Genomic DNA, 25,486 nt, shown 5'->3' with positions numbered 1-25,486 from the left:
CGAGCAGAACGCCTCCCTGCCCTACGCCTCCTCGCTGTGCGGGGCCTGCTACGACGTGTGCCCGGTGAAGATCAACATCCCCGAGATCCTCGTGCACCTGCGCGACGAGGACGTGCGCACCCAGCACGGCGAACGCTCCGACGACGGCGCCGCCGCGGCACCGGCCCGGACCCGGCGCCTGCCGCAGGCCCCGTCCGAGATGGACCTCATGATGAAGGGGGCGTCCTTCGTGATGTCCTCCGGCAAGCGCATGGCGCTCGCCGAGAAGGCCCTCCCGCTGGGCCGGGCCGTGGCGGGCAGGGACCGCGCGATCAGCTGGCTGCCCGGCACGGCCGGAGGCTGGACCGACGAGCGGGACATTCCCGCCCCGCCGAAGGAGTCCTTCCGCAACTGGTGGGCCAAGCACGCCGACGAGACGCAGCAGCGGGTGGCCGCCGACGGCGGCCCCGTCACCGACGACGCTGCCGCGGCAGCCGACGCTGCCGGCACCACGGGTGCCGCTGCCACAGCGGGCGCCGCCGGCGCCCCGCAGGACGGGCCCGCGGACGAGACCCAGCACGACAGGGGAGAGCGATGACCGACGCCAGGACCGAGATCCTCAACCGGATCCGCGGGGCGCTGCACGACACGCCCGCGCCCGCACCGGCGGAGCGCACCTACCGCCGCGCCTCGGAGCGTGCGGCTGAGGAGGTCGTCGAGATGCTCGAGGACCGGCTGGTCGACTACAAGGCCTCGGTGCACCACGAGACCCCCGCCACCCTGCCGGGACGGATCGCCGAGCTGCTGGGCGCGTCCGCCCGCTACGTGGTGCCCGAGGGCCTGGACCGCGCCTGGCTCCCCGAGGAGTCCGGCATGCGGCGGGTCATCGTGGACCCCAACGACGCCCGGGCGGCCTCCGCGCTCGGGGTGCGGGAGCTCAACGCCGTGGACGCCGTGGTGACGTCCTCGACCGTCTCCTGCGCCGAGACCGGCACCATCTTCCTCACCGGCCGTCCCGACGAGGGCCGCCGGGCGATCAGCCTGGTCCCCGACCACCACATCTGCGTGGTGCCGCTGGACTCGGTGGTCGAGCTGATCCCCGAGGCCCTCGCCCTGGTGGAGCCCACGGCCCCGGTCACCATGATCTCCGGGCCGTCCGCGACCTCGGACATCGAGCTCGAGCGCGTGGAGGGCGTGCACGGGCCCCGGAGGCTGGACGTGATCCTGCTCGGCTGAGCTCCCGCCCCCACCGCACGAGGGTCCTCCACCGAGCAGCTGCGGCTCCGTACAGTGGACGTCGTCGGACGTCACGAGCGGCCGGTCCGGGCTCTCCCGCGGGAGGGGCCGGACCGGCCGCGGCACGGGAGGGGCAGCGGTGAGACGGGTTCTGGGACGTCCTGTGGACGAGCAGACGCGGTGCGTGCACTACCGCACGCCGCTGGACGTAGTCGCGATCAAGTTCTGGTGCTGCCAGGAGTACTACCCTTGTCATCTGTGCCACGAGGAGACCGCCGGCCACCCGGCGGCGCAGTGGCCGGTCGAGGAGCAGGACGCCGAGGCCGTGCTCTGCGGGGTCTGCGGCCACGAGCTCTCCGTGCGGGAGTACCTGGCCGCGGACGGCTGTCCGCGGTGCGCCGCCCGGTTCAACCCGGGCTGCGCCCTGCACGCCGATCTGTACTTCGAGCCGGCACCCCGGGACTGAGACGCCCCGGGACCCAGGCGTCCCGGGGCGGCTGCAGCCCCTCCCGGACGCACCGGGGCGCGGCAGCGGCCGCCCGCCGCTGAGCAGGACGAGGAGAGGACGGCTTCCACGGTGTCGATCAAGCATCCGCTGCGGGACCGGTCCCGCCGGGCGGAGTCCTCCGCCCCGCCGGGGCCGCCCGGGCCCCAGGCCCCGGCGATCCGGCTGACCGGGGTCACGGTCACCCGGGAGGGCCAGGACGTCCTGCGCGACGTCGACCTGTGCCTGGACGAACAGCGCATCGCGGTGATCGGGCTCAACGGGTCGGGCAAGTCCACCCTGGTGCGCCTGCTCAACGGGCTGCTGCTGCCCACCCGGGGCACCGTGCAGATCGGTGGGCTGTCCACCGCGACCGACGCCAAGCGCATCCGGCGCCGGGTGGGTTTCGTGTTCCAGAACCCGGAGAACCAGATCGTGATGCCGCTGGTGGCCGAGGACCTCGCCTTCGGGGCGAAGAACCTGGGCCTGCGCGGGGCCGAGCTCTCCGCCCGGGTGGACGGGGTGCTGGAGCGGCTGGGCATTCCCCACCTGGCCGAGCGGGAGTCCTACGCCCTGTCCGGGGGCGAGAAGCAGCTGGTGGCCCTGGCCTCCGTGCTGGTGATGGAACCCTCCACGATCGTCTTCGACGAGCCGACCACCATGCTCGACCGGCGCAACCGGCGCCGGCTGCAGGCCACCATCGACGAGCTCGACCAGCGGGCCGTCGTGGTGACCCACGACCTGGAGCTGATCGGCGGCTACGACCGGGTGCTGGTGGTGCACGAGGGCCGGATCGCCTTCGACGGCGCCCCCGGGCCGGCCGTCGAGTTCTACTGCGGGATCAGCGACTGATGGGCGCGGCCCGGCAGCAGGACGCCTGGACCGGCGCCGCCCGCCCCCACGGCGCCCGACCCCACGGTGACGGTGGGTTCCACCGTGCCGGGCCCACCGGTGTGCTGGCCCGGATCCCGGCCGGACCCAAGTTCGCGTTCCTGTTCGCCGCCAGCCTCGGCATCTACGCCGTGACGCACCTGGGCGTCCAGCTCGCCGTCCTCGGCCTGGCCGTGGCCGCCGCTTGGGCGACCCGCACCCCGGTCGCCCGCCTGGCACGGCTGCTGGCCGGGCTGCTGCTCATCGTGGGGATCGTCTTCCTCACCTTGGGGTTCACCACGACCTGGGAGGCGGCGGCGGTGGCATCCCTGCGGCTGCTGAGCCTGTGCCTGTTCGCCTGGGCGGTGAGCCTGTCCACCACGTTCGCCCAGATGCTGGCCCTGTTCGAGCGGCTGCTGGCCCCGACCCGGCACCTGGGGCTGAACCCGGCCCAGATGAGCCTGGCCCTGTCGATGACGATCCGGTTCATCCCGCAGATCCGCACCCAGTACCTCGAGGTCCGCGAGGCCCAGTTCGCCCGCGGGCTGCACAACAGTCCGGTGGCCGTGCTGGTGCCCCTGCTGGTGCGGACCCTGGAGTCGGCCCAGGAGATTGCCTCCGCCCTCGACGCCCGCTGCTACGACTCCGCGCCCCCACCACGGGCCACGTCCCGGACCGCCACCGACTGACCCCGGGCCCACCCGACCGTCCCACCCGACCGTCCCGCTCCGTCCCGTCCCGACCGATGCAGTCCGGTTCGCCCCAGCCCGGCCGCTCCGACCGTCCTGTTCCATCCCGACCGTTCCAGACCCCTCCGTTCCGCCCCGCCCGCTCGAGCCCATCCGCTCGTCCCCGATCGAAGGACCCCATGACCACCATGACCTCCCGGACCGCCGACAGCTCCCAGACCACCCAGAACACCGTCCTGGTGGCCGTGTTCGCCGCCCTCATCGCCGCCCTGGGGCTGGTGCCCCCGATCACGGTCGGCATCATCCCGGTGCCCATCACGCTGCAAACCCTCGGGGTGATGCTCGCCGGCGCCCTGCTCGGGCCGGTGCGCGGCATGCTCTCCGTCGTCGTCCTGCACGCCCTGGTGCTGGCCGGATTGCCGCTGCTGGCCGGAGGCCGGGGCGGGCTCGGGGTGTTCCTCGGCCCGACCGGCGGCTACCTGATCGGCTGGATCCCCGCGGCCCTGGTCATCGGGGCGCTGGTGCAGTACTGGGCGATCCGGCGCACCGGCCGGGCCGCCCGCTTCGCCGCGGTGCTGCTGAGCGTGGTCGTGGGCGGCATCGCGGTGATCTACGCCTTCGGCATCCCGTGGACGGCCGTGGTCACCGGGCTGCCGCTGTCCACCTCCGCCCTGGGCGCGCTGGTGTTCATCCCCGGGGACCTGCTCAAGGCGGTCGTGGCAACCCTGGCCGCGATCAACGTCCACCGCAGCTACCGCCGGCTCCTGGGCGGGACGCCCACCGCCCGCTGACCACGGGGGAGCGCCGCCCGCCGGCGGCCGTGACACCCTGCTCACTGCTCAGCGGAGCCCCCGCGGCGTGAGACCACCACGGAGGACGAGGACATGCCTTTTCTGGACCGCGTGACCCGCTGGGCCGAGGAGCGCCCGCAGGAGCTCGCCGTCGCCTGCGGAAACGAGGCTCTGAGCTGGGGCGATCTGCGGGCCGGGGCCGCGGTCCTGGCCGCCTCGGGCGAGCCCACGGGGATGCTGCGGCAGGCCAACGGCACGGACTTCGCCGTCCGGTGGGCCGCCGGGGTGGCCGAGGAGCGCGTGTGCGCCGTCCTGGACCCGGCCTGGCCGGACGAGACGACCGAGCAGGTACGGGAGCGCTGCGCGGCGCGCCTCCCCGACCAGCCCGCCCCGGCGGAACTGCGCGACGGCGACCCCGCCTCGGCGTTCCTGATCGGCCTGACCTCGGGCACCACGGCCCTGCCCAAGGGCTTCCGGCGCAGCCGCGCCTCCTGGCGGCGCTCGTTCGATGCCTCCGCCGCGCACTTCGGTCTGGGACCCGGGGACCGCGTGCTGGCCCCCGGCCCCCTGGCGTCCAGCATGAACCTCTACGCCCTCTCCGAGTGCCTCTACGCCGGGGCCGGCTTCGTGACCCTGCCGGAATTCGACGTCGCCGCCGCCCACGCCGCGATCACCGGCCACGGCGTGACCCGCCTGGTGCTCGTGCCCACCGTGCTGCGCGTCCTCGCCGAGCGCGGCCTGGCCGCCGGCGTCGACGCGAGCGGCGTCACGGCGATCGTGTGCGCCGGGCAGAAGCTGGACGCCACCACGTTCGAGGCGGCCCGCCGCTGGGCCCCGCACGCCGCGATCTGGGAGTACTACGGTGCGGCCGAGCTCGGCTTCGTCGCCGCCCGCTGCCACCGCCCGGGCGAGCCCGCCGCGACGACTGCGGAGGACTCCGGCACCGCGGTGGGCTATCCGTTCCCCGGCGTGGAGGTGGCCGTCCTGGACCACGTCGGGAACCCCGTGCCGGAGGGCGTGACGGGCACGATCGGGGTCCGCTCGGACCTGGTCTGCGACGGCTACCTCTGGGGCGACGACGGCGAGGCCTTCGGCCGGCTCGGCGGCCTGCACACGGTGCGGGACCAGGGCTTCCTCCGCAACGGGCAGCTGCACGTGCTGGGACGGGCGGCGGAGATGATCAACACCGGCGGGTACAACGTCTATCCGCACGAGGTCGAGGCGGCGCTGGCCCTGGTGCCCGGAGTGGCCGACGTCGTCGTCGCCGGCCTTCCCGACGCCACCCGCGGACAGCGGATCGTGGCCGGGATCCTCCCGGCCACCGCCGGGACGGACCGGGGGCGGATCCGGGCCGGACTGGACGGGCGGCTGGCCCCGGCCAAGCGCCCGCAGCAGTACTGGGAGCTCGGCGAGCTGCCGGTGACCGCGAACGGCAAGCTCAGCCGCGCGGTGTTCCGCGACTGGATCCTCGAAGGAGACGACCGTGCCCGACCGCTCGGCTGACGCCCCCGTGCTGGTGCTGGGGCGGCGCACGCCCCTGGCGCGCGCCGGGACCCTGCTCGACGGCGTGCCCGTCCACCGGCTGCTGGCCCCCGTGCTCCGCGCCCTGCTGGCGGACTCGGGCCTGGACCCCGCCCGGCTCGCCGACGTGGTCGTGGGCAACGCCGTGGGGGCCGGCGGCAATCTCGCCCGGCTCGCCGCCCTCGAGGCCGGCCTGCCGCTCTCCGTGCCGGGCCTGACCGTGGACCGGCAGTGCGGCTCGGGCCTGGACGCCGTGGTGCTGGCCTGCCGGCTCGCCCAGGCCGGAGCCGGCCGGGCCTTCCTCGCCGGCGGGGCGGAGAGCATCAGCACCGCACCGCTGCGCGGACGACGACGCGAGGACGGGGGAGTCGAGTACTACCGCCGCGCCCGGTTCGCCCCGGAGCACCTGGGCGATCCCGACATGGGCGAGGCCGCCGAGACGGTCGCCCGCGAGCACGGGATCGACCGGGAACGCCAGGACGGCTACGCCCTGCGCAGCCACCGGCGGGCGCTGGCCGCCGCGGAGGCGGGAGCGTTCGAGGACGAGCTGGTGCCGGTGGACGGTCCCCGCGGTGACGTGCGGGCCGACAAGGGCCCGCGCCGGGCGCTGAACGCGAAGCTGCTGGCACGCTTCCCGGCGGTGTTCGCCGCCGGCGGGACGGTCACGGCCGGGAACTCCTGCGGGGACGCGGACGGGGCGGCCGCCGTGCTCGTCACCGATCCGGCCACGGCCCGGGCTCTGGGCCGGCGGGAAGGGCTCGCTTTCCTCGGTGCGGTCACGATCGGGGTGGACCCGTCGCGGCTGGGCATCGGCGCCGCGGTGGCCGCCCGGCAGCTGCTGGCGGAGCAGGGCGTGGCGGTGGCGGAGCTGGCGGCGGCCGAGTTCAACGAGGCCTTCGCCGGACAGGTGCTGGCCTGCGTCGATCTGATCGGCCTCGACGAGGAGGTGCTCAACGCCGAGGGCGGCGCCCTGGCCCTGGGCCACGCCTACGGCGCCTCCGGGGCGGTGTCCGTGGTGCGCCTGCTGTCCCGGTCACGGACACTGCCCACCGGGAGTCTGGTGCTGGCGATGATCAGCTCCGCCGGCGGCATCGGCACGGCGGCCCTGTTCGAGAAGGTCGCGCTCTGACCGGGGCGGGTGCGCCCTGGACGACACAGCGTGCCCCGACCGAGAACTGTTCCTCCGGCTGGGACCGTGGCCGGCCCGGGGCGAGTAGCCCGGCCGGCCCCGCGTCGCTCAGTGCGAGCGCTGCGCCGTCGACTGCTCCGCGTCGTCCAGGCCCGGGTGCCACGGGCCGTGCTCGCCGAGCACGCTCACGCCGCGCCGCACGTTGTAGTACACGTCCCGCAGCGTCCAGCTGCGCAGGGCCGTGCGCTCGCGCCGCGGGACGGACTGCCGGCCCACGGTGGCGAACACGAAGAGCAGCGCCAGGAGGTAGAGTCCGCCGACCATGAGGGGCTCCTTCTCGCGACCATCGTCGCGTAAGGGTCTAAACTGTTGATGACACTCACGCTAGCCGTGGAAGGGATAAGTAGTCAAGTGCATTTTGCCTATGACACTGAAGACGTGCTCGAGTCCGACGTGGCGCTGATGAACACCGCGCCGAGCGCCACCCGCTCGGGGGAGGACAAGCTGGTGACCACCGCGCAGCTGCGGGACCTCCTCCAGGAGCACGGCTGGTCGGGGCGCTTCGACCGCGACGAGCACGAGCTGGCCGAGGTGCGCGAGGTCCGCGACGAGCTCCGGCGGGTCTGGGCCCTGAACCGGGACGCCATGGTGGAGGCGGTCAACGCCGTGCTCGACACCACCGAGCTCGCCCCGCACCTGGCCCGGCACGACGGGAAGGACTGGCACCTGCACGCCTCGCCCTCCGACGCACCCCTCGCCGCCCGGCTGCGCCTGGAGACGGCGTTCGCCCTCGTGGACGTGATCCGCGCCGACGAGACGGACCGGCTGCGGGAGTGCGGGGCCGAGGACTGCGGCGGGGTGCTACTGGACCTCTCCCGCAACCGGTCCAAGCGCTTCTGCAGCCAGCGCTGCGCCAACCGCACCAACATGACCGCCTACCGCCGGCGGCAGGCCTCCGATCCGGACACGGACGACCGCCCGGACTCCGCCGCCGGGGCGTGAGCCGGCCCGGCCGACCGGCCGGCGCGGGGAGCGGGGCGTCGTCGTCGTTCGTCACGAACCGCCCGCCGGACGTCCATGTCCATGATTTTCTATCGAGTGCTTCCTAGGCTGACCGGGTGAAGGAATCCTCGCTCGTCGCCGTCGTGTTCGTCGCCGCCCTCGCCCTGGGCGGCAGCACCCTCGCCGCCCAGATCGCCTCCCAGCCCGACGAGGAGGTCCAGGCCGCGCCGCTGCCGGTGTGCACCGTCCTGGACCGGTCCGAGCTGGTCCCCGAGAGCGGCGCGCTGTACGGCGTGAACCTCGACTGGGAGGACAAGCCGCTGGCCGACTACGCCGACCGGCTGGGCCACCGGCCCGCCGTGTCGGTGTCCTTCACGGGGTTCCCCTACGACGAGCGCGGTCACGACTACCTCCGGATGGCGGCCGACCAGGTCCGGGCCGACGGCCGGATGCTGCTGCTCACCCTCGAGCCCGAGGGCGGGCTCGCCGAGGTCACCGACGACGCCGTGCGGCAGCTGACCGCCGACCTCGCGGCGATCAACGACTCCGGGGTGCCGGTGGTCGTGCGCTTCGCCCACGAGATGAACGGTTCCTGGTACGCCTGGGGCCACCAGCCGACCGCCTACGTGGAGGCCTTTCGTCGCGTGGCGGACGCGGTGCACGAGCGCGCCCCCGGCTCGGCGATGATGTGGGCCCCGAACTACGGGGGCGGCTACCCGTTCGCCGGCGGGCAGCACGAGGCCGAGCCCGGCAGCGCCGACTTCGCGGCCCTCGACACCGACGGGGACGGCGCACTGACCATGGCCGACGATCCGTACGCCCCCTACTACCCGGGCGACGACGCCGTGGACTGGGTGGGCATGTCCCTGTACCACTGGGGCGACCGGCACCCCTGGGGCGAGAACGAGCTGCCCGAGCCCGGCAAGTTCGCCGCCCAGCTCACCGGCGCATACTCCGGAGCCGGCGGCGACGACCGCGCCGTCCCCGACTTCTACGCCGAGTACGGGGAGCGGCGCGGCAAGCCGGTGGGCATCCCGGAGACGGCCGCCCTGTACAACCCGGCGGTGGGCGGTGCCGACGAGCTGGCGATCAAGCAGGCGTGGTGGGGGCAGGTCTTCGACGAGTCGATTCCCCGGGACTTCCCGCAGCTGAAGATGATCAGCTGGTTCGAGTGGGACAAGCACGAGGTCGAGATCGACGGGCCCGTGGACTGGACGACCACCAACAGCGCCGCCGTCCGGAACGCCTTCACCGCGGATCTGCCCGACTGGCTGCGCTGGGGCCCGGAGGAGAGCTGCACCGCTCCCGGTTCCTGACCTGTCCCGGTTCCTGACCCGCCTGCGGCTAGGGCGCGGCAGGAGCACACTGGGTCCATGAGGATGATGCTGCTGACCGCGGGCACCTGTGGCGACGTGGAGCCGTTCGCCGCCCTCGCCCGTTTCGCCGCCGGCCACGGCCACGAGGTCCGCCTGGGCCTCCCCGACTCCTCCGGTGTGGACCTGTCCGGGCTGGACACCATGAGCCTGGAGGTGGACTTCCACCGGCTGGTCGCCGAGCACGGGATCTCGCCGTGGACGGCCGTGCGGCACTTCCGCACCGAGGTGGGCCCCGGCATGCGCCGGATGCTGGCCGCCGCCGTGCGGGAGACTCTCGCCTTCGAGCCCGATGTGGTGGTCCACCACGCCAAGGTGCTCACGGCGCCGGCGGTGGCGCAGGCCCTCGGCGTCCCGCACGTCGTGGTCGAGGCGGTCCCCGTGCTCACGCCCACCCGGCAGTTCCCGGCGCCCGGCGTGGTGAACCGGGACCTCGGCCGGTTCAACCGCGCCACCTACGCGGTGGCCCGCGGCGCCGAGCGGATGTTCCGCCGGGACATCGAGAGGGCCTGCGCCCCGTTGCCCGGCGGCCGGCCGGCCGCCGTTCCCGCCCCGGCGGCCACCCTGCTGCCCATCAGCCCGCAGCTCCTGCCGCGCCCGGACGACTGGCCGGCCTCCGTGCACCTCACCGGGTCCTGGCACGCCGACGCCCCGGCGCCGGAGCCCGCTCCCGCCGTGCGCGCGTTCCTCCGGGGCGGGCCCTGCCTCGTGGCGACCTTCGGCTCCATGGCGTCGGGAGACCCGCTGGCCCGGGGGAGGGTGGTGGTGGAGAGCGCCCGCGCCCACGGTCTGCGGACGCTGCTGCTCACCGGGTGGGGCAGTCTCGCGCTGCCGGACGATCTCCGGGGCGATCTCCGGGACGACGACGTGCTCGCCGTCCCGTCTCTGCCCCTCGACGCGTGCTGCCCGGCGCGGCACTGGCCGTCCACCACGGCGGGGCCGGGACCGTCCACACCGTGGCCCGCGCCGGCGTCCCGCACGTGGTGGTGCCGTTCCTGGCCGACCAGCCGTTCTGGGGCCGGCAGCTCCACGGGCTCGGGCTGGCGGCCGCGCCGATCCCGCAGAAGAAGCTGACGGCCGAGCGGCTCACCGCGGCGATCGGCGACGCCTTGCGGTGCCGTGCCGCCTCCGAGCGGGTGGGCCTCGACGTGCGGAAGGTGCACGGCCTGCAGGCCGCACTGTCCGTGCTCACCTCCTGCTGAGCGTCGGAAGTCGCCCGCCCGGTGTAGTTTGCCTTTGGGAACACATTGCTGCCCGGTGTTCAGCCCGGTGCACCGAGGGGCAAGGACGTACATGGACGGCGACGAGCGGGCAGAGCGCACCGCAGCAGTGGAGCGGTTGCGCGCCATGGCCCGCACCCAGACGCGGGACGGAGCAGAGGGGGCTCAGGAGCTGGAGCATGCCCTGGCCTTCCTCGGGGAGCTCGACCTCCGGATGCTGCGGGAGATCGAACGGGAGCTGGCCCGCCCGGACAGCATGATCACCAGCCCGGCCGTGGGAACCCACGGGGGTCTCACAGCGTTCCTGGGCACGCGCTACGCCGCCGCCTTCCCCGCCTCCCGATACCACCCGAGCACACCGGTCCCGCAGATCCGGGCCCGCCTGCTGGACACCCTGGTGTTCCGGGAAATCCGGACAGCCCACGGCAGCACGATGTTCGACCGTTCCGTGCGCGGGGTCCAGGGCGCTCTGGGCCTGTCCCCGCGCGACAGTCTCGCGGAGACGGGCTTCCCCGAGTACGGAGCGGCGGCCGTGTTCCTGCTGCTCGACGTCGCCGCGTCCTTCGCAACCGTGCAGCTCAGCAAGACCTCCGCCCACATCACCGCATCCATGGGCTACTCCGGCATGGACGCCTACGCGGACGCCCTCGACGCCTGCCACTTCATGACCGCTGCCTTCGCCAAGCACCTCCTGCGGTCCCCACCGGATCCCGACAAGCTGGTGACCATGGCGGCGCGCGGGCGGCTGGACGGCTACGGCATCTCGCCCACGGATCTCGACGGCGACCGGCTGCGCACCGAGCACTCGAAGCTCCGGGACCGACTGCCCGAGCTGAGCGGTCCGTACTCCTCCTGGGGACCCGCCGGGGACGCCGTCCGCCGTCAGCCCCCGGACACCGCCGGACGGGAGGATGACGTGCGACAGTCCTTCAGCGTCTCCCGGCGCCCGGGCCGGCCTCGGACTGCCGGCGAGGCCGAGCAGCACCACCTGTCCCGCAAGGACCGGTCCTGGTGGGTGCACGAACACCGGGCTCAGCTGGCGCCGGTGCTGGCGATCGCCGCGCTCGGCATCTTCTGGTGGTCGGCGCGGGCGGCCTCACTGGAGCTCTCGGGCAGGCTCATCGTGCTCGCAGGTCTGATGGGGGCCATCGCCGGCGCCGCACTGGCCGCTCTCCTCGGCTCCCGGGCGCAGGTCTTCTTTCGGGCGGCCGAGGGGCTCAGTATGTACACGGTGCTGCAGGGTCGGCGCGACGCGCAGTTCCTGGACGCTCTGCACGCACTGCGCCCGGACCTCTTCGCCGGTGCCCGGCACGCCGGCCTTCCCCGGCTCGTCACCGTGGTGGTCGAGCGCAACGGCGTGCTGTTCCTGGGCCGTGGCGCGCGGCCTTCTGTGGTCGCGGCGTTCCACTGGTTGCACGTCCCGCGGATCACTGTCCCCGAGGACCCACCCGGGACACCCCGCCGGCGAGCGCACCGGGTGGCCTTCGAGGTCCGCAGAGAAGGGGCCGACGTCGTGCTCGGCCTCCCGCTCGAGCGGGCGAAGGTGGCCTGGACGCAGCGCAGCTACCTCGAGAACAAACCGCTGGAGGCGGTGCTCTCACTCCTGCAGGGCTTGCGGCACACCTGGGCACTGCCCCCGCTCGGCGCACGCCATCACGGTGACAACGAGGACACCTCCGAGCGTCTGCGCCTGTTGCGCGGTGCCGACGAGGTGGCCGGCACCCGTTGGGAACAGGAAGCCCTCGACTGGGAGTTCGGCCCCCGCCCGCCGCTGGAGCTCGCCGGGGCCCCCGCGGCACGCCGGGAACAGGTCGTGCTGGCAGCGGTCATCGTGCTCATGGCACTCGGGTGCGTCCTCATCTCGCCCGTGCTGTCCTGGCTCGTCAACTGATCTCAGAAGCCCACCGGCCGAATCGTTCAGCCACATCGGACCGAGGTTTGCCCTGTCGCCGAAAGAGAGAACACACCGGTGCTCCTGTGCGCTGTATTTCTCGAGAATTCCGGTCGGGGCTTTTCGAACTGAGAGCCGTGAATTCCGCAATGGCCGATTGACGTGCCACAACACCGGGAGAATCGATTGCTCGGTTAGTCTCTGTCCCGTACGCGACCCCTGAGTGGGGGACAACTGCACACCCGGGCGTCAGCCGAAGCGCCCACGGACCGGAGGAGCGCCCTCGTGGAGCCCATGCTCGGATCAGCACCCCTCTGGTTGGTGCTCACCGCCGGTCTTATCGGCGCTGTGGTGGGCTGCTTCCTGCCCGGGGTGGTCCTCCGCTACAGCCCTGTCACGGACGAGCCTCTCTCTCTGCCTTCCCGGCCACCCCTGACGGCCGCAACGGCCGCGCTCTTCGTTCTCGTGGCATCGTTCTTCGGGCTGAGCTGGCAGCTCCCCGCGTACCTCTTCTTCGCGGCCGTCGCGGTGGTCCTGACCGTGATCGACCTGCGCCACCACCTCCTGCCCAATGCTGTGGTCCTGCCGGCCCTGGGTATCGGCTTCGTGCTGCTCGCGCTCGCCGCCACAGGCGAGAACGCCTGGGGCGCGCTGTTACGCGCTGTACTGGGAGCCCTCGCCCTCTTCGTCCTCTATCTCGTGCTGGCACTCATCTCGCCGGCCGGGCTCGGCATGGGGGACGTCAAGCTCGCCGCCGTGCTGGGCCTGTTCCTGGGGTTTCAGGGGTGGGGGGCCCTGTTCGTCGGGGCGGTGCTGGCATCCGTGGTTGGCATGGTGGTGGGGTTTGCCGTTCTGGCCTCCCGCCGCGGCGGTCTGCGCAGCGACGTCCCGTTCGGCCCGTCGATGCTCGCCGGCGCCCTGGTGGCCGTCGTCTGGGGCGAACTGCTGGCGCGGGAGTACCTGTTGCCGGGCCTCTACTGACCCCGTTCGGGGGACAAAGTGGGCCCTACTCCTATTTATGCAGATGAATGCATCTCCCACTAGGCATTGCGTCGCTGTTTGACGTCCCCCAAAGTGCATGCACTCGAATGCTTGTGACTTTGCTGGAGCAAAGTCTATTCTCATTACAGGTCAGTAGCCCGGTACGGGGAGCCTCTCGCAGGCAGTGTCGGAAACAGCTGAAGACCCACTCCACCCTTTCTCCGCTTTGCTTAGGAGCTTTCTCATGCTGCCTCTCTTCATCACCCTCCAGACCATCTTCGGCGACGCCAAGTCCCGCCTCTCCGGCGAGGAGAAGGGCGCCACCGCGGTGGAGTATGGCCTCCTCATCGGGATGATCTCGCTTCTTCTCGTCGGGGCGCTGCTGCTCCTTGGCCCTGAGTTCGCCGGCCTGGTCACCCGCATCGGCGACGCGATCAACCCGTAGTCCCAGCAGTGCATTCGCGCCGCGGCGACCCTCGTCCGGGTCGTCGCGGCGCGGTACATTCCGGCTCCAAGGAGGGGGCTATGAGCGGTTTTCGATCCGCCCGGGGGGCAGTGGCCGTCGAATTTGCGCTGGTTCTTCCGCTCTTGCTGGCAATACTTTTCGCAATTATTGAATTCGGCCATGCGTACAACGTGCAAATCAGTGTCACCCATGCGGCTCGGGAGGCTGCACGCAGCATGGCCGTCACCCAAGTCTGGAGCGACGCCGTCGATGCCGCGCAGGACTCGTCGCCCTCTCTAGATCCTGCTGTCTTGACCTTGGCACACAGTCCTGCCACGTGTGCCCCTGGCACCCCGGTCGAAGTCACGGCGCAATACCCACTGACCGGTCTTACAGGCCTCATGCCGGCGGGCATCACCGTCACCGGAAGGGCGGCCATGCAATGCGGCGGATGATCGAACGGGTGAGGAACGAAACGCGAGGCGCGATTTCCATCATGGTGGCGCTCCTGCTCGTGATGATGCTCGCCGCGGCAGCCATTGCCATTGATGTGGGTGCCATGTACGCCGAGCGTGCAGAACTTCAGAACGGCGCGGATGCTGCGGCACTCGCCATTGCCGAGGATTGCGCTGAAGGCAACTGTGGAGCTTCATCCAACACTGCTCAGGAATATGCCGATCGCAATGCAAAGGACAGCGCGGCAGGCGCGATTCTGCTCTCCGCACCCGGAGCGTCACCGGTTCGTGTGCGGGCAACCAGCGAGGACGCTACATCGGGGAATGACTCCCTGGCGCTCTCGTTCAGTTCGCTGCTCGGATTTCCCGATCCGACTGTGGCAGCGACAGCTTCCGCTGCCTGGGGCAGCCCGGCCGGCGGACCGGCTATGCTGCCGCTAGCCTTCGCCGAATGCGTCATCACCGGCATGTTGGACGGCGGGGTGCAGGTAATCCCGACTCACGGTTCGGGAACTCACCCTTGTACCACCACCAGTCCCTCCGGGCAGACCTTGCCTGGCGGATTCTCCTGGCTCAATACTGCCTCCGGGGCATGCGAGATACAGATGTCTATCGGGATGAATGTTTTGGGTAGTTCCGGCGCGAGCATCCCCGGCAACTGTTCTACAGCGGTCCTCAAACCATCACTCGTGGGGCAGACGGCCATCCTGCCGCTGTACAACGACAAGAGCGGAACCGGCAGCGGGTCGACATACCGAATCTACGGGTGGGCTACTTTCCGCATTCACGGGTGGCGTTTCCCTGGCAACTCCGTAAACAACACGGGTCCTGGTCCGTCGTGCACCGGCAGTTGCAACGGCATCATCGGCGAGTTCATTTCCTACGCCACGCTGGACGACGAGTTCACCACGGGCGGCCCCGATCTGGGGACATCAGTCATTTTCCTGACCGAGTAGAAGGATAGTTTCGTGAAAGTTCGTGTCATTGCGGCCGTCATGGCAGTGGTCTTCGCCCTGATCGGAGCCATGCTAGTCACAGGCTATGTCCGGGCCGCCGACGCACGTGCCCTCGAGGGCACGGAAACCAAGGACGTCCTGGTGGTCGACACCGCCGTAGCACCGGAAACTTCCGTCGAAGAGCTTTCCGACCACGTAAGCACGCAGACCCTTCCTATGGCCGCGATTGTTGAGGATGCCGTGGTGACCCTCGAGGAGTTCGATGGCCGCGTCACCTCGGTGGCGCTTCAACCCGGCGAGCAGGTGTTGGGCAGCCGGCTCGTTACCCTCAACTCTCTTCAGGAACCGGGCCGAGTGGCGGTGCCCAAGGAACTCCAGGAGGTCACCGTCCAGGTGAGCGCAGATCGTGTGGTCGGTGGTCAGATCAAGGCCGGCGACTTCGTGGGTGTGTTCGCCTCCTTCGACCAAGGGCCCGGGGACAAGCCCGCCACGGAGCTGGTGTTCCACCGGGTGCTGGTCACCAGCATCCAGGGCGCGCCGGTCGTTGCCGCTGAGGCGAGCGGTGAGGAAGAAGCCGCCCCGGACGCGCCCCCCGTCCCCGAGGGAGCGATGCTCGTCACGCTCGCTCAGGATGCGGCTGACGCCGAGAAGACCGTGTTCGCGGCGGAGTTCGGCAGGATCTGGCTGTCGAACCAGCCCGTGGACGCCAAGTGGAACGACGACGGAGCCAGCATGGAGGACTTCTTCAAATGAGCAGATTCCTACTCGTCACCTCGGACGTGACGTTCGAGCAACGCGTGCAGACGGCCATCGCCGGCCGGATTCCCGGTTCGGTGCAGACGGTCTACAACGCGCAGATCCCGGACACTCCGGACGAGCTCCTGCGCAAGGTGGTCGGCGAACTGCCGTCGGTCCTCCTGCTAGGTCCCGGGGTCGAACCGGGAGCCGCTCTCCGTCTGGCGTCCGTGTTCGACGTGCAGCACCCCGAGATCAGCCTGGTCCTCGTCGCGGACGCGGATCCTACGCTCGCGCTGGCGGCCATGCGATCTGGCGTCCGGGACATCCTCGAGCCGCAGGCGGAGTCCGACGTCATCCGCGTGCTGCTCGAGCGGGCCTGTCACAGTGCCGACAGCCGGCGACGTGGTCTGATCCCCGATGCGTCCTTGGACGCGCCCCCGTCGCGCCTCGGCGGCCGGGTGATCGCAGTGACCTCGCCCAAGGGCGGTGTCGGCAAGACCACGGTGGCCACCAATCTGGCCGTCGGTCTCGGCAAGCTCGCGCCCATGTCGACGGTCCTCGTGGACCTGGACGTGCAGTTCGGTGACGTCGCGGCGGTGCTCAACCTTACGCCCGAGCACACGCTCACCGATGCGGTGACTGGTGCTGCTGCGCAGGACACGATGGTGCTCAAGGCTTTCCTCAGCGTCCATCCCACGTCGATCTACGCGCTGTGTACACCGGACTCACCGGCCGAGGCCGATCTGATCAACGCGAATCAGATCGGGCACATGCTGGACCAGCTGGCCAGCGAGTTCCAGTTCGTCGTCGTCGACACCGCCCCGGGCCTGGGCGAGCACACCCTGGCTGCGCTGGAGTCGGCGACGGACGTGGTGTTCATCTCCGGCATGGACGTGCCCGGAGTGCGCGGGCTGCGCAAGGAGATCGACGTCCTCACCGAGCTGCAGATGCTCCCAGGATCCCGGCACATCGTGGTCAACATGGCGGACCGCGCAAGCGGTCTCAGCGTGCAGGACATCGAGGCCACCGTCCGGACGCCGGTGGACGTGGTGGTGCCCCGGTCCAAGGCGGTGACCTACTCCACCAACAAGGGCGAGCCGATCCTCCAGGAGTCCTCGCGAGACAAGGCCGCGAAGGCCCTCAACCAGCTCGTGGCCCGGTTCGATCCCGCCCACTCCACCGCACCCCGCAAGGCCGTGCACCGACGGGCGGTGCTCCAGTGAAGCTCTCGCAACGACTCGACGCCGCCCGCGGAGTACCTGCTCCGCCGGTTGTCGAGCCCGCACCGACAGCCGGCGCGGAGGAGGGTGCGGATTTCGTTTCCGCCTTCGTCGTGGAAACCCCCTCTGTCCCGGTCTCGGTGACGCCGGCGTCCGACGCCCTGGGCGCGCTCAAGGACCGCGTTGCCGAGGCACTGTTCGAGCGCATCGGCAGTCGACTCAACGACTCGGGACTGACCGAGGCCTCCCTCCAGGTCTACGCTCGGGAGGAACTGACCCAGATCGTCGACGCCGAGCAGGTGCCGCTGACCGTCGAGGAGCGGCAGCGTCTGGTCCGCGAGATCAGCGACGATGTGCTCGGCTTCGGCCCGCTGCAGCGCTTCCTGGACGACGAGTCCGTCACGGAGATCATGGTCAACGGGCCCGACCGCATATTCATCGAACAGAACGGTCGGGTCGGCCTGAGCAATGCGCAGTTCAAGTCCGAGGAGCACCTGCGCCAGGTCATCGAGAAGATCGTCTCGAAGGTGGGCCGTCGCATCGACGAGTCCTCACCGCTGGTGGATGCCCGCCTCGAGGACGGGTCTCGCGTCAACGCCGTCATTCCGCCGCTGGCGGTCAACGGCTCATCGCTCACCATCCGCAAGTTCGCAGCCGACCCGCTCAAGGTCGCCGACCTCGTCCGGTTCGGCTCGATGTCACCGGAGATGGCGGAGCTGCTCAACGCCTGCGTCAAGGCGCACCTCAACATCCTCATCTCCGGTGGCACGGGCACGGGCAAGACGACCCTGCTCAACGTCATGTCCTCGTTCATTCCGCACGACGAGCGGATCATCACCATCGAGGACGCGGTCGAGCTGCAACTCCAGCAGGAGCACGTGGTGCGTCTGGAGAGCCGGCCGGCGAACATCGAGGGCAAGGGCGAGATCACCATCCGCGACCTCGTCAAGAACTCGCTCCGCATGCGTCCCGACCGCATCGTCGTCGGCGAGTGCCGCGGTGGCGAGGCACTCGACATGCTGCAGGCCATGAACACCGGTCACGACGGATCGCTGTCCACCATTCACGCGAACTCGCCGCGGGACGTCATCGCCCGCCTGGAGACCCTCGTGCTCATGGCGGGGATGGATCTTCCTCTGCGGGCCGTCCGGGAACAGATCTCCTCGGCCATCGACGTGGTCGTTCAGCTGACGCGCCTGCGCGACGGCACCCGGCGCGTCACCCACATCACCGAGGTGCAGGGCATGGAGGGTGAGATCGTGACCCTCCAGGATGCGTTCGTCTTCGACTACAGTGCCGGGGTGGACGCCAACGGGCGGTTCCTGGGCAAGGCCATCCCCACCGGGGTACGCCCGCGGTTCGTGGACCGTTTCGAGGATTTCGGCATCCACGTCTCGCCCAAGGTTTTCGAAATGCCGGAGACGAGCGCACCTGGGCGGGTGCGCTGATGGTGGTCGTCCTCGGGGCCCTCCTGTGCCTGATGGCTTTCCTGCTGCTGTTGTTCATCACGTTCAGCTCCTCCACGCCCCGGCTCCCGATTGACCGGCGACGACCGCCTCGCCTCGACGAGGCTCCGCCGTCCGTGCTCAGTCGCGTCACCGGGATCACCACCAGCGCGATCGCCGACACGCTGAACCGCCACGGCTGGACCCGGTCCATCACCGATGCCTTGGACCGCGCCGGGCTGCGTCTTTCGCCGGCCGACTTCCTCGTGCTGGTGGGGGCCGTGGGGCTGGTCTCCGCCATTCTCGGCTTCCTCGTGGGCGGGCCACTGCTCGGCCTGCTGCTGCTGGTCCTGGCGCCGCTCGGGGGGAAGGTGTTCCTGGGACTGGCGGTCGGCAAACGGCGACGTGCCTTCGCCGATCAGCTCGACGACACCCTGCAGCTGCTCGCCGGCAGCCTCCGGGCCGGCCACAGCCTCCTGCGTGCTGTTGACGCCGTCTCACGCGAGGCGCAGGCCCCCGCCAGTGAAGAGCTGGCCAGGGTGGTCAACCAGACCCGTCTCGGCCGCGACCTCAACAGCGCCCTCGACGAGACGGCGGCGCGGATGGGCAACGAGGACTTCAGCTGGGTCTCGCAGGCCATTGGCATCCACCGGGAAGTGGGCGGCGACCTCGCCGAGGTCCTCGACCAGGTCGGCCACACCATCAGAGAACGTAATCAGATCCGCCGCCAGGTCAAAGCACTGAGCGCTGAGGGGAAGATGTCCGCTTACATCCTCATAGCGTTGCCGATCTTGGTCCCCGGAGCGATGGGCGTTATGAATCCCTCCTTCTTCACCGCGATGTTCCAGAACCCCATCGGATGGGGGCTGCTGGCCCTCGCCGCCACCATGCTCGTCCTGGGCGGTTTGTGGATGCGCAAGATCGTCAGTTTCAAGTTCTAGATCGTCCCCTCCCCTCACAGATTCAGGAGTGATCCCGTGGCACCGACCCTCACCTATGCCGCTGTGGCGCTCGGCGCAGCCATGGCGCTGGCCCTGTGGGCGGTGTTCAGCACCGCCGGGGCGTCCGCACGCCAGGTGCGGGACAACCTGTCCCGCGGTTTCAGCGCCGAGGTCGCCGCTGTCGGTGTTCCTGCCCGACCCACCTGGGTCGGTCTGCATCGGTGGACGACACCGAAGGGCGTGGCGCGGCTCGACCGGCTGCACGCGCTGGCCGGCCGACCGGCGGCGTGGCCCCTCTCGAGGTTGCTCGCCGCCAAGCCGCTCCTGGCGGGTATCGGGCTGGTCCTGGGGGTGCTGCTCCTGACCAGCAACGCCAGTGGCAGAATGCTGGCTCTCGTCATCGTGGTCACGGCCGTGGCCTACTTCGTCCCGGACCTCCTCCTCTACAGCCGCGGCATCGAACGCCAGCGGGCGATCGGGCTGGAGCTGCCCGACACGCTGGACCAGATGCTGATCGCCGTGGAGGCCGGGCTCGGCTTCGAGTCCGCCATGTCCCGGGCAGGGGAGAACGGCAAGGGTCCCCTGGCAGAGGAGCTCCAGCGCACGCTGGGGGACATGCGGGTCGGTGTGCCGCGCAAGGACGCCTACCTCGCGCTCGAGGAGCGGACCAACGTACCGGATCTGCGGAACTTCACCCGTGCCGTGGTGCAGGCTGACGTCTACGGCATCTCCATCAGTTCGGTGCTCCGGACCCAGGCGGCCGAGATGCGCATGAAGCGCAAGCAGCGGGCCGAGGAGCAGGCCATGAAGATCCCGGTGAAGATCACCGTTCCACTCATGCTGCTCATCCTGCCTGTGCTCATGCTCATGATCATGGGCCCTGTGGTGCTCAACGCCATGGAACAGTTCTGACACCGACGCAGGGACTCACCCGGCGCGTCGTCGTCGGGACATGCGAAAGGCCCCGGACCGACTGGTCCGGGGCCTTTCGCTGGTGGTCGGGATGACAGGATTTGAACCTGCGACCTCGTCGTCCCGAACGACGCGCGCTACCAAGCTGCGCCACATCCCGTGAAGCATCCGGTCTCAGCCGGAAACAACTGCTCCATCATAGCCATCCGGCCGCGCGGGTGGGAAATCGGGTGCCCGCGGCCGTGTCGCACGGCGGCGACGGATGACCCGCGGATCGTTGACCGGAGCCCCGGTCCGTGCTTGTGTGAACGCACAGCACCGTCGATCCACGGCGGACGTCACGAGGGACGTCCATCGAGAACACGTGCGGTGCCATGTCCCGGGGGAGGGGTCGTGCGTCCACGAGCACTCAGCAGAGGGCTCGCCCCGGCCGTGCTGACGGTGGCTCTCCTCCTCCCGGCCGGAGCCCTTCCGGCCGGGCGCGATGGCGCCGCCTCGACGGAGGAGATCACCCGGGCCGTCACCGCGGAGCGGCTGGAGGGACACCTGCGGGCGTTCCAGGCCGCCGCGGACGCCCACGGCGGCAACCGCGCCGCCGGAACCGACGGCTACCGTGCGAGCGTCGACCACGTCGTGGAGAGACTGCGGGCCGCCGGCTACCACCCCCGGGTGCAGGCCTTCACGTTCCCGTACGACGAGGACCACGACGAGGACCACGACGACGACGACCATGGCGAGGACACGTCCACGGAGTGCCGCGTGACGTACAACGTCCTGGCGGACACGTCCACGGGCGACCCGGGCAGCACCGTGGTGGTCGGCGCCCACCTGGACAGCGTGCCGGAGAGCCCCGGCCTCAACGACAACGGCTCCGGCGCCGCGGGCGTCCTCGCCGTGGCCGAGGCCCTGGCCGGCACCGACACGCGGAACAGGGTGCGCTTCGCCTGGTGGGGCGCGGAGGAGGTCGACCTCAACGGCGCCGACCACTACGTCTCCGATCTCCGGGCCAACGACCCCGGGGCGTTCGAGGACATCGCGCTGTACCTGAACTTCGACATGATCGGCTCCCCGAACTACGGGCGCTTCGTCTACGACGGCGACACGTCCGGGAACGGCTGGCACGACTCCATCGAGGCGCCGGACGGATCGGACGCCATCGAGGTGGCGTTCGAGGGCTACTTCGAGTCCGAGGCGGTGGCTTTCGACGAGGTGCCGATCGACGACGGCAGCGACCACCTCGTGTTCGCCGCGGCCGGGATCCCCGTGGGCGGGCTCTTCACCGGCGACACGGGCGAGAAGACGCGGCAGGAGGCCGCCCGGTACGGCGGCGAGGCCGGCGAGGTCTACGACCCCTGCTACCACGCCGCCTGCGACGACCTGGACAACGTCGATCTCCAGGTCCTGGAGGAGATGAGCGACGCCGCCGCCGCGGTCGTGCTGGGCTTCGCGTCGTCCACGATGGACGACGGCGTGCCCCTGAGCCCCCCGGACGGATGGCCGCGCCGCGGGGCGCTCGAGGAGCTCGGGCCGGTCCTCGTGGGTCTCGCCGCCGTGAGCGTGCTTGCCGCAGCCGCCGCCGGGGTGGCCGTCGCCGTGCGGCGCCGCGCCCGCGGGCGCCGGTGAGCCCGGCCCGCTGTTGTTGTCCCCCAACTAGTGGACAAAAGTTATTGACCGGTCGGTAACCCATTTGTGAGCATGTGCAAATCCGAGTCATTCCTCGATGACTGTGAACCGCGTCACGGCCGGGCTACCTCCCGGCCGTCGCTCACCTGGAGGTTCCATGCCCGTCCGCAAACCCAGCCACTGGATCACCGCGGCCGCCCTGGCCGGCGCCCTGACCCTCACGGCGACCAGTGCCGTCGCGGCCCCCACCCGCGACACCAGCAACAACAACACCACCCACAAGATCACCCAGGCCGTCTCCCAGCAGAAGCTCACGGAGCACCTGAACGCCTTCCAGTCGATCGCGGAGGCCAACGACGGCAACCGCGCCTCCGGCACCTCCGGCTACCAGGCCAGCGTCGACTACGTGGTCGAACGGCTCCGCGCCGCCGGCTACACCCCGGAGGTCCAGGCGTTCGACTTCCCGTTCTTCCAGGAGCGCACCCCCGCCACGGTCGCCGCGGACGGCACGCAGCTCGCCGCCGAGGACGTCGCGGTGATGACCTACTCCGGCACGGGCACCGTCACCGGCACGGTGCAGGCGGTCGACACCACCGGGGCCCGGGTGGGCACCACCAGCGGCTGCGAGGCGAGCGACTTCGCCGGCTTCGAGGCGGGCAGCGTGGCCCTCCTGCAGCGCGGCACCTGCTCCTTCGCGATCAAGGCCGCGAACGCGGAGGCCGCCGGCGCGAGCGCCGTGCTGATCTTCAACACGGGCCTGCCGAACGCGGAGGACACCGTCGCCGGCACCCTGGGCTCCCCGGAGGCCACGTCCCTGCCGACGGTCGGGCTCAGCTACCAGGCGGGCGTGGACCTGCTGGACGCCGCCGAGGTCACGGTCACCACCGATACCGTCTCGGCGACGCGCACCACCTACAACGTCCTCGCCGAGACCGGCTCGGGCGACCCCGGGAACACGGTGATGGTCGGCGCGCACCTGGACGGCGTGCTCGAGGGCGCCGGGATCAGCGACAACGGCACCGGGTCGGCCGGCATCCTGGCCATCGCGGAGGCGATGGCCAAGACGAAGACCGAGAACACCGTGCGCTTCGCCTGGTGGGGCGCGGAGGAGCTCGGCCTGCTGGGCGCCGAGCACTACGTGACCGATCTGCGGGAGAACGACCCCGAGGCGTTCGAGGACATCGCGATGTACCTGAACTTCGACATGATCGGCTCCCCGAACTACGGGCGCTTCGTCTACGACGGCGACGCCTCCACCTTCGACCCCGGCGACACGAACGTCCCCGAGGGCTCCGGGGCCATCGAGGCGGCGTTCCACGAGTACTTCGCCTCGGTGGGGCTGGCCTCCGGCGACACCGAGTTCAGCGGCCGCAGCGACTACGGGCCCTTCATCGAGGCCGACATCCCCTCCGGCGGCCTGTTCACGGGCGCCGAGGGCGTGAAGACCGAGGAGCAGGCCGAGCTGTTCGGCGGCCAGGCCGGTGTCGCCTACGACTCCTGCTACCACTCCGCGTGCGACGACATCACGAACGTCGACCTCCAGGGCATGGAGGAGATGTCCGACGCCGCCGCGGCCGTCGTCCTGCGCTACGCGATGTCCACCCACGACGTCAACGGCGCGGGCGAGCCCTACCGGCAGAAGGGCAAGGGCGCCGTCGGCCACCCGAAGGGCGACGACCGCGGCCACGGCCCGCACTCCGAGCACGGCCGCGGCCACGGGCACGGCCACGACAAGGCGGCCGCCTGACGGTCCCGAGGCACAGTGATCGGCCCCGTCCCCGGCAGTTTGCGCCGGGGGCGGGGCCGTTCGCTGCGCCACAATCCGTCCAACCGTTGTGCCGCTGACGTGCAGTTGAGATTCTGGGCCCAGGGCTCCACCAGCACGATGGAGCCGACCTCACGGTCGAGCCCCCGATCGGCCCCTGCCACGGGAGTCCCCATGCGCCACCGCACCCATCACCACCGGACCGTGGCCGCTGCCACCTCGACAGCGAGGGGGTGGTCACGGTGACCGCGGCGGGCGTGCCCGTCGGGAAGGTGCTGGAGCACCTCGAGGTGTTCCAGGCCATCGCCAACGCGAACAACGCCAACCGTGCCTCGGGCACGTCCGGCTACCGGGGCAGCGTGGACTACGTGGTCGGCCGGCTGCGGGCGGCCGGCTACGCCCCGCAGGTCCAGAAGTTCACCTTCCCCTTCTTCCAGGAGACCGCCCCGGCCACGGTCACCGCGGGCGGCCGGCAGCTTCCCGCGGCGGACGTGGCGGTCATGACCTACTCCGGCTCCGGGACCGTGACGGCGCCGGTGCAGGCCGTGGGGACGACCGGAGAGAAGGCCGCGAGCACCAGCGGGTGCGAGGCCGGGGACTTCGCCGACTTCGTGCCGGGGAACATCGCGCTGCTCCAGCGGGGCACGTGCGCCTTCGGGGTGAAGGCCGCCAACGCAGTGGCCGCCGGGGCGTCCGCGGTCCTGATCTTCAACACGGGCCTGGCCGGGGCGGAGGGCGTGGTCGCGGGCACCCTGGGCGAACCCGGCGGGGTGACGATCCCCGTGGTCGGACTGAGCTACGCGGCCGGCGTGGCCCTGCTGGGCGGGGGCGAGGTGACGGTCAGCACGCAGACCGTCTCCGAGAGCCGGGAGACGTTCAACGTCCTCGCCGACACGGGCTCGGGCGACGGGCAGCGCACGGTCATGGTCGGCGCCCACCTGGACAGCGTCCCGGAGGGTCCCGGGATCAACGACAACGCGTCCGGCTCCGCGGGGATCCTGGCCATCGCCGAGGCGCTCGCGGGCACGGAGACCGCCAACGCGGTGCGCTTCGCCTGGTGGGGCGCGGAGGAGTTCGGCCTGCTCGGGTCCCGGCACTACGTCGCGGACCTCAAGACCAACGACGCCGGGACGCTCGGGAACATCGCACTGTACCTGAACTTCGACATGATCGGCTCCCCGAACCACGGTCGCTTCGTCTACGACGGCGACGCCTCGGCGTTCGGCCCGGAGGACGGCTCGGTGCCCGCCCCGGCGGGCTCGGCCGCGATCGAGGCGGCCTTCCACGAGCACTTCGGCTCCGTGGGCCTGGCCTCGGGCGAGACCGAGTTCAGCGGCCGCAGCGACTACGGCCCGTTCATCGCCGAGGGCATCGCCTCCGGCGGCCTGTTCACCGGGGCGGAGGGGATCAAGACCGTGGAGCAGGCGGCGCTGTTCGGCGGCCGGGCCGGCATCGGCTACGACTTCTGCTACCACGCGTCCTGCGACGACCTCAGCAACGTCGACCTCCGGACGCTGGAGGAGATGACCGGCGCGGCCTCCGCCGTCGTCCTGCGCTTCGCGAACTCCACCGAGGACCTCGAGACGGAGGGCCGGCGGCTGCTCGGCATCGTGGCTCCCGTCCCCCCCGCCGCTGTCGACCAGGGCCGCGGCCCGAGCAACGCCGCCGCGCAGAGGCAGGCCGAGTGAGGCGGCCGCACTGAGGCCGATGCGGTTCCCCGTGCCACAATCCGTCCGGTCATTGTGCCTCTGACCTGGAGCTGAGATCCTGTGCGCAGGACTCCACCCGCCCGATGGGGCCCATGACGGACACGGTCGAGC

Annotated in this window: 26 protein-coding genes and 1 tRNA gene; 25 read left to right on the top strand and 2 right to left on the bottom strand. The window is 71.0% G+C overall.

Features of this window, described 5'->3' with window-relative positions; all coding sequences use genetic code 11:
* The 8 genes from ACP7CD_RS04035 to ACP7CD_RS04000 all read left to right on the top strand — a co-directional run.
* A partial coding sequence (locus ACP7CD_RS04035; protein ID WP_426119015.1) for a lactate utilisation protein LutB domain-containing protein occupies positions 1-577 on the top strand: 577 nt, incomplete at its 5' end.
* Complete coding sequence (locus ACP7CD_RS04030; RefSeq protein ID WP_426119013.1) at positions 574-1,215, top strand: LutC/YkgG family protein; 642 nt, start codon at positions 574-576, stop codon at positions 1,213-1,215. The genes ACP7CD_RS04035 and ACP7CD_RS04030, both read left to right, overlap by 4 nt.
* A 163-nt stretch (positions 1,216-1,378) precedes the next feature.
* The gene (locus ACP7CD_RS04025) at positions 1,379-1,681 is read left to right on the top strand and encodes a CHY zinc finger protein (protein ID WP_242630541.1); all 303 of its coding nucleotides are present in this window, start codon (positions 1,379-1,381) and stop codon (positions 1,679-1,681) included.
* Between the two features lie 111 nt (positions 1,682-1,792).
* Positions 1,793-2,551: an energy-coupling factor ABC transporter ATP-binding protein gene (locus ACP7CD_RS04020; protein ID WP_426119011.1), complete on the top strand. Its 759-nt coding sequence runs from the start codon at positions 1,793-1,795 to the stop codon at positions 2,549-2,551.
* The gene (locus ACP7CD_RS04015; RefSeq protein ID WP_426119009.1) at positions 2,551-3,258 is read left to right on the top strand and encodes an energy-coupling factor transporter transmembrane component T family protein; all 708 of its coding nucleotides are present in this window, start codon (positions 2,551-2,553) and stop codon (positions 3,256-3,258) included. The genes ACP7CD_RS04020 and ACP7CD_RS04015 overlap by 1 nt, the downstream gene beginning before the upstream one ends.
* 179 nt (positions 3,259-3,437) lie before the next feature.
* Positions 3,438-4,049, top strand: a complete 612-nt coding sequence (locus tag ACP7CD_RS04010; protein ID WP_426119007.1) for a biotin transporter BioY — start codon at positions 3,438-3,440, stop codon at positions 4,047-4,049.
* 93 nt (positions 4,050-4,142) lie between these two features.
* Positions 4,143-5,552 carry a class I adenylate-forming enzyme family protein gene (locus ACP7CD_RS04005; protein ID WP_426119005.1) on the top strand — a complete coding sequence of 470 codons (1,410 nt, stop codon included), beginning with the start codon at positions 4,143-4,145 and terminating at the stop codon, positions 5,550-5,552.
* Positions 5,533-6,699, top strand: a complete 1,167-nt coding sequence (locus ACP7CD_RS04000; RefSeq protein WP_426119003.1) for a thiolase family protein — start codon at positions 5,533-5,535, stop codon at positions 6,697-6,699. Before ACP7CD_RS04005 ends, ACP7CD_RS04000 begins: the two co-directional genes overlap by 20 nt.
* A gap of 108 nt (positions 6,700-6,807) precedes the next feature.
* Here the strand turns inward: ACP7CD_RS04000 and ACP7CD_RS03995 are convergent, their stop codons facing one another.
* On the bottom strand, positions 6,808-7,023 hold the full coding sequence (locus tag ACP7CD_RS03995; RefSeq protein WP_426119001.1) for a hypothetical protein: 216 nt from the start codon (positions 7,021-7,023) through the stop codon (positions 6,808-6,810).
* A gap of 114 nt (positions 7,024-7,137) precedes the next feature.
* On the opposite strand from ACP7CD_RS03995, the gene ACP7CD_RS03990 reads away from it, so the two are divergent.
* The 14 genes from ACP7CD_RS03990 to ACP7CD_RS03925 all read left to right on the top strand — a co-directional run bounded on the left by ACP7CD_RS03990 (position 7,138) and on the right by ACP7CD_RS03925 (position 20,278).
* Entirely contained in the window at positions 7,138-7,701 is a 564-nt protein-coding gene (locus tag ACP7CD_RS03990; RefSeq protein WP_426118999.1) for a CGNR zinc finger domain-containing protein, read from the top strand.
* A gap of 116 nt (positions 7,702-7,817) precedes the next feature.
* The gene (locus ACP7CD_RS03985) at positions 7,818-9,017 is read left to right on the top strand and encodes a glycoside hydrolase family 26 protein (RefSeq protein WP_426118997.1); all 1,200 of its coding nucleotides are present in this window, start codon (positions 7,818-7,820) and stop codon (positions 9,015-9,017) included.
* A gap of 57 nt (positions 9,018-9,074) precedes the next feature.
* A complete protein-coding gene (locus ACP7CD_RS03980) occupies positions 9,075-10,148 on the top strand; it encodes a glycosyltransferase (protein ID WP_426118995.1) in 1,074 nt (357 codons plus the stop codon).
* Positions 10,031-10,276, top strand: a complete 246-nt coding sequence (locus tag ACP7CD_RS03975) for a hypothetical protein (protein WP_426118993.1) — start codon at positions 10,031-10,033, stop codon at positions 10,274-10,276. Before ACP7CD_RS03980 ends, ACP7CD_RS03975 begins: the two co-directional genes overlap by 118 nt.
* 91 nt (positions 10,277-10,367) lie before the next feature.
* Positions 10,368-12,185 carry a hypothetical protein gene (locus ACP7CD_RS03970; RefSeq protein ID WP_426118991.1) on the top strand — a complete coding sequence of 606 codons (1,818 nt, stop codon included), beginning with the start codon at positions 10,368-10,370 and terminating at the stop codon, positions 12,183-12,185.
* A gap of 294 nt (positions 12,186-12,479) precedes the next feature.
* A complete protein-coding gene (locus ACP7CD_RS03965) occupies positions 12,480-13,166 on the top strand; it encodes a prepilin peptidase (protein ID WP_426119041.1) in 687 nt (228 codons plus the stop codon).
* 244 nt (positions 13,167-13,410) lie between these two features.
* Positions 13,411-13,611, top strand: a complete 201-nt coding sequence (locus ACP7CD_RS03960; protein ID WP_426118989.1) for a Flp family type IVb pilin — start codon at positions 13,411-13,413, stop codon at positions 13,609-13,611.
* Positions 13,612-13,691: 80 nt separating this feature from the next.
* Positions 13,692-14,066: a TadE/TadG family type IV pilus assembly protein gene (locus tag ACP7CD_RS03955; protein WP_426118987.1), complete on the top strand. Its 375-nt coding sequence runs from the start codon at positions 13,692-13,694 to the stop codon at positions 14,064-14,066.
* Entirely contained in the window at positions 14,063-15,022 is a 960-nt protein-coding gene (locus ACP7CD_RS03950; RefSeq protein ID WP_426118985.1) for a pilus assembly protein TadG-related protein, read from the top strand. The genes ACP7CD_RS03955 and ACP7CD_RS03950 overlap by 4 nt, the downstream gene beginning before the upstream one ends.
* 12 nt (positions 15,023-15,034) lie before the next feature.
* A complete protein-coding gene (gene cpaB, locus ACP7CD_RS03945; protein ID WP_426118983.1) occupies positions 15,035-15,775 on the top strand; it encodes a Flp pilus assembly protein CpaB in 741 nt (246 codons plus the stop codon).
* Positions 15,772-16,983, top strand: coding sequence for an AAA family ATPase (locus ACP7CD_RS03940; protein ID WP_426118980.1), 1,212 nt, complete (start codon positions 15,772-15,774; stop codon positions 16,981-16,983). The genes cpaB and ACP7CD_RS03940 overlap by 4 nt, the downstream gene beginning before the upstream one ends.
* Positions 16,980-18,428 carry a CpaF family protein gene (locus ACP7CD_RS03935; RefSeq protein ID WP_426118978.1) on the top strand — a complete coding sequence of 483 codons (1,449 nt, stop codon included), beginning with the start codon at positions 16,980-16,982 and terminating at the stop codon, positions 18,426-18,428. The genes ACP7CD_RS03940 and ACP7CD_RS03935 overlap by 4 nt, the downstream gene beginning before the upstream one ends.
* Complete coding sequence (locus ACP7CD_RS03930; protein WP_426118976.1) at positions 18,428-19,366, top strand: type II secretion system F family protein; 939 nt, start codon at positions 18,428-18,430, stop codon at positions 19,364-19,366. The genes ACP7CD_RS03935 and ACP7CD_RS03930 overlap by 1 nt, the downstream gene beginning before the upstream one ends.
* A 36-nt stretch (positions 19,367-19,402) precedes the next feature.
* Complete coding sequence (locus ACP7CD_RS03925) at positions 19,403-20,278, top strand: type II secretion system F family protein (protein WP_426118974.1); 876 nt, start codon at positions 19,403-19,405, stop codon at positions 20,276-20,278.
* Positions 20,279-20,361: 83 nt separating this feature from the next.
* Here the strand turns inward: ACP7CD_RS03925 and ACP7CD_RS03920 are convergent.
* A tRNA-Pro gene (locus ACP7CD_RS03920) sits at positions 20,362-20,438 on the bottom strand.
* Between the two features lie 233 nt (positions 20,439-20,671).
* Between ACP7CD_RS03920 and ACP7CD_RS03915 the strand changes: the two genes are divergently transcribed.
* From ACP7CD_RS03915 to ACP7CD_RS03905, 3 genes are all read left to right on the top strand, one after another.
* Positions 20,672-21,901 (top strand): M28 family peptidase, encoded by a 1,230-nt coding sequence (locus tag ACP7CD_RS03915; RefSeq protein ID WP_426118972.1) that lies wholly within the window; start codon positions 20,672-20,674, stop codon positions 21,899-21,901.
* Between the two features lie 157 nt (positions 21,902-22,058).
* Complete coding sequence (locus ACP7CD_RS03910; protein ID WP_426118970.1) at positions 22,059-23,648, top strand: M28 family peptidase; 1,590 nt, start codon at positions 22,059-22,061, stop codon at positions 23,646-23,648.
* Positions 23,649-23,899: 251 nt separating this feature from the next.
* A complete protein-coding gene (locus ACP7CD_RS03905) occupies positions 23,900-25,354 on the top strand; it encodes a M28 family peptidase (RefSeq protein ID WP_426118968.1) in 1,455 nt (484 codons plus the stop codon).
* Positions 25,355-25,486: the final 132 nt, after the last annotated feature.

Source organism: Kocuria sp. LHG3120, assembly GCF_049897445.1.
GTDB classification, from domain to species: Bacteria; Actinomycetota; Actinomycetes; order Actinomycetales; family Micrococcaceae; genus Kocuria; species Kocuria rosea.
Note: the sequence above shows the minus strand (reverse complement) of the source record. Positions and strands in the feature narration are given on the sequence as shown.

Excerpts from the sequence above, each read along its gene's own strand:
- ACP7CD_RS04030 (WP_426119013.1), top strand. The coding sequence starts at position 574 with ATGACCGACGCCAGGACCGAGATCCTCAACCGGATCCGCGGGGCGCTG.
- ACP7CD_RS04015 (WP_426119009.1), top strand. The coding sequence starts at position 2,551 with ATGGGCGCGGCCCGGCAGCAGGACGCCTGGACCGGCGCCGCCCGCCCC.
- ACP7CD_RS04010 (WP_426119007.1), top strand. The coding sequence starts at position 3,438 with ATGACCACCATGACCTCCCGGACCGCCGACAGCTCCCAGACCACCCAG.
- ACP7CD_RS04005 (WP_426119005.1), top strand. The coding sequence starts at position 4,143 with ATGCCTTTTCTGGACCGCGTGACCCGCTGGGCCGAGGAGCGCCCGCAG.
- ACP7CD_RS03995 (WP_426119001.1), bottom strand. The coding sequence starts at position 7,023 with ATGGTCGGCGGACTCTACCTCCTGGCGCTGCTCTTCGTGTTCGCCACC.
- ACP7CD_RS03980 (WP_426118995.1), top strand. The coding sequence starts at position 9,075 with ATGAGGATGATGCTGCTGACCGCGGGCACCTGTGGCGACGTGGAGCCG.
- ACP7CD_RS03970 (WP_426118991.1), top strand. The coding sequence starts at position 10,368 with ATGGACGGCGACGAGCGGGCAGAGCGCACCGCAGCAGTGGAGCGGTTG.
- ACP7CD_RS03965 (WP_426119041.1), top strand. The coding sequence starts at position 12,480 with ATGCTCGGATCAGCACCCCTCTGGTTGGTGCTCACCGCCGGTCTTATC.
- ACP7CD_RS03960 (WP_426118989.1), top strand. The coding sequence starts at position 13,411 with ATGCTGCCTCTCTTCATCACCCTCCAGACCATCTTCGGCGACGCCAAG.
- ACP7CD_RS03955 (WP_426118987.1), top strand. The coding sequence starts at position 13,692 with ATGAGCGGTTTTCGATCCGCCCGGGGGGCAGTGGCCGTCGAATTTGCG.
- ACP7CD_RS03950 (WP_426118985.1), top strand. The coding sequence starts at position 14,063 with ATGATCGAACGGGTGAGGAACGAAACGCGAGGCGCGATTTCCATCATG.
- ACP7CD_RS03940 (WP_426118980.1), top strand. The coding sequence starts at position 15,772 with ATGAGCAGATTCCTACTCGTCACCTCGGACGTGACGTTCGAGCAACGC.
- ACP7CD_RS03930 (WP_426118976.1), top strand. The coding sequence starts at position 18,428 with ATGGTGGTCGTCCTCGGGGCCCTCCTGTGCCTGATGGCTTTCCTGCTG.
- ACP7CD_RS03910 (WP_426118970.1), top strand. The coding sequence starts at position 22,059 with ATGCCCGTCCGCAAACCCAGCCACTGGATCACCGCGGCCGCCCTGGCC.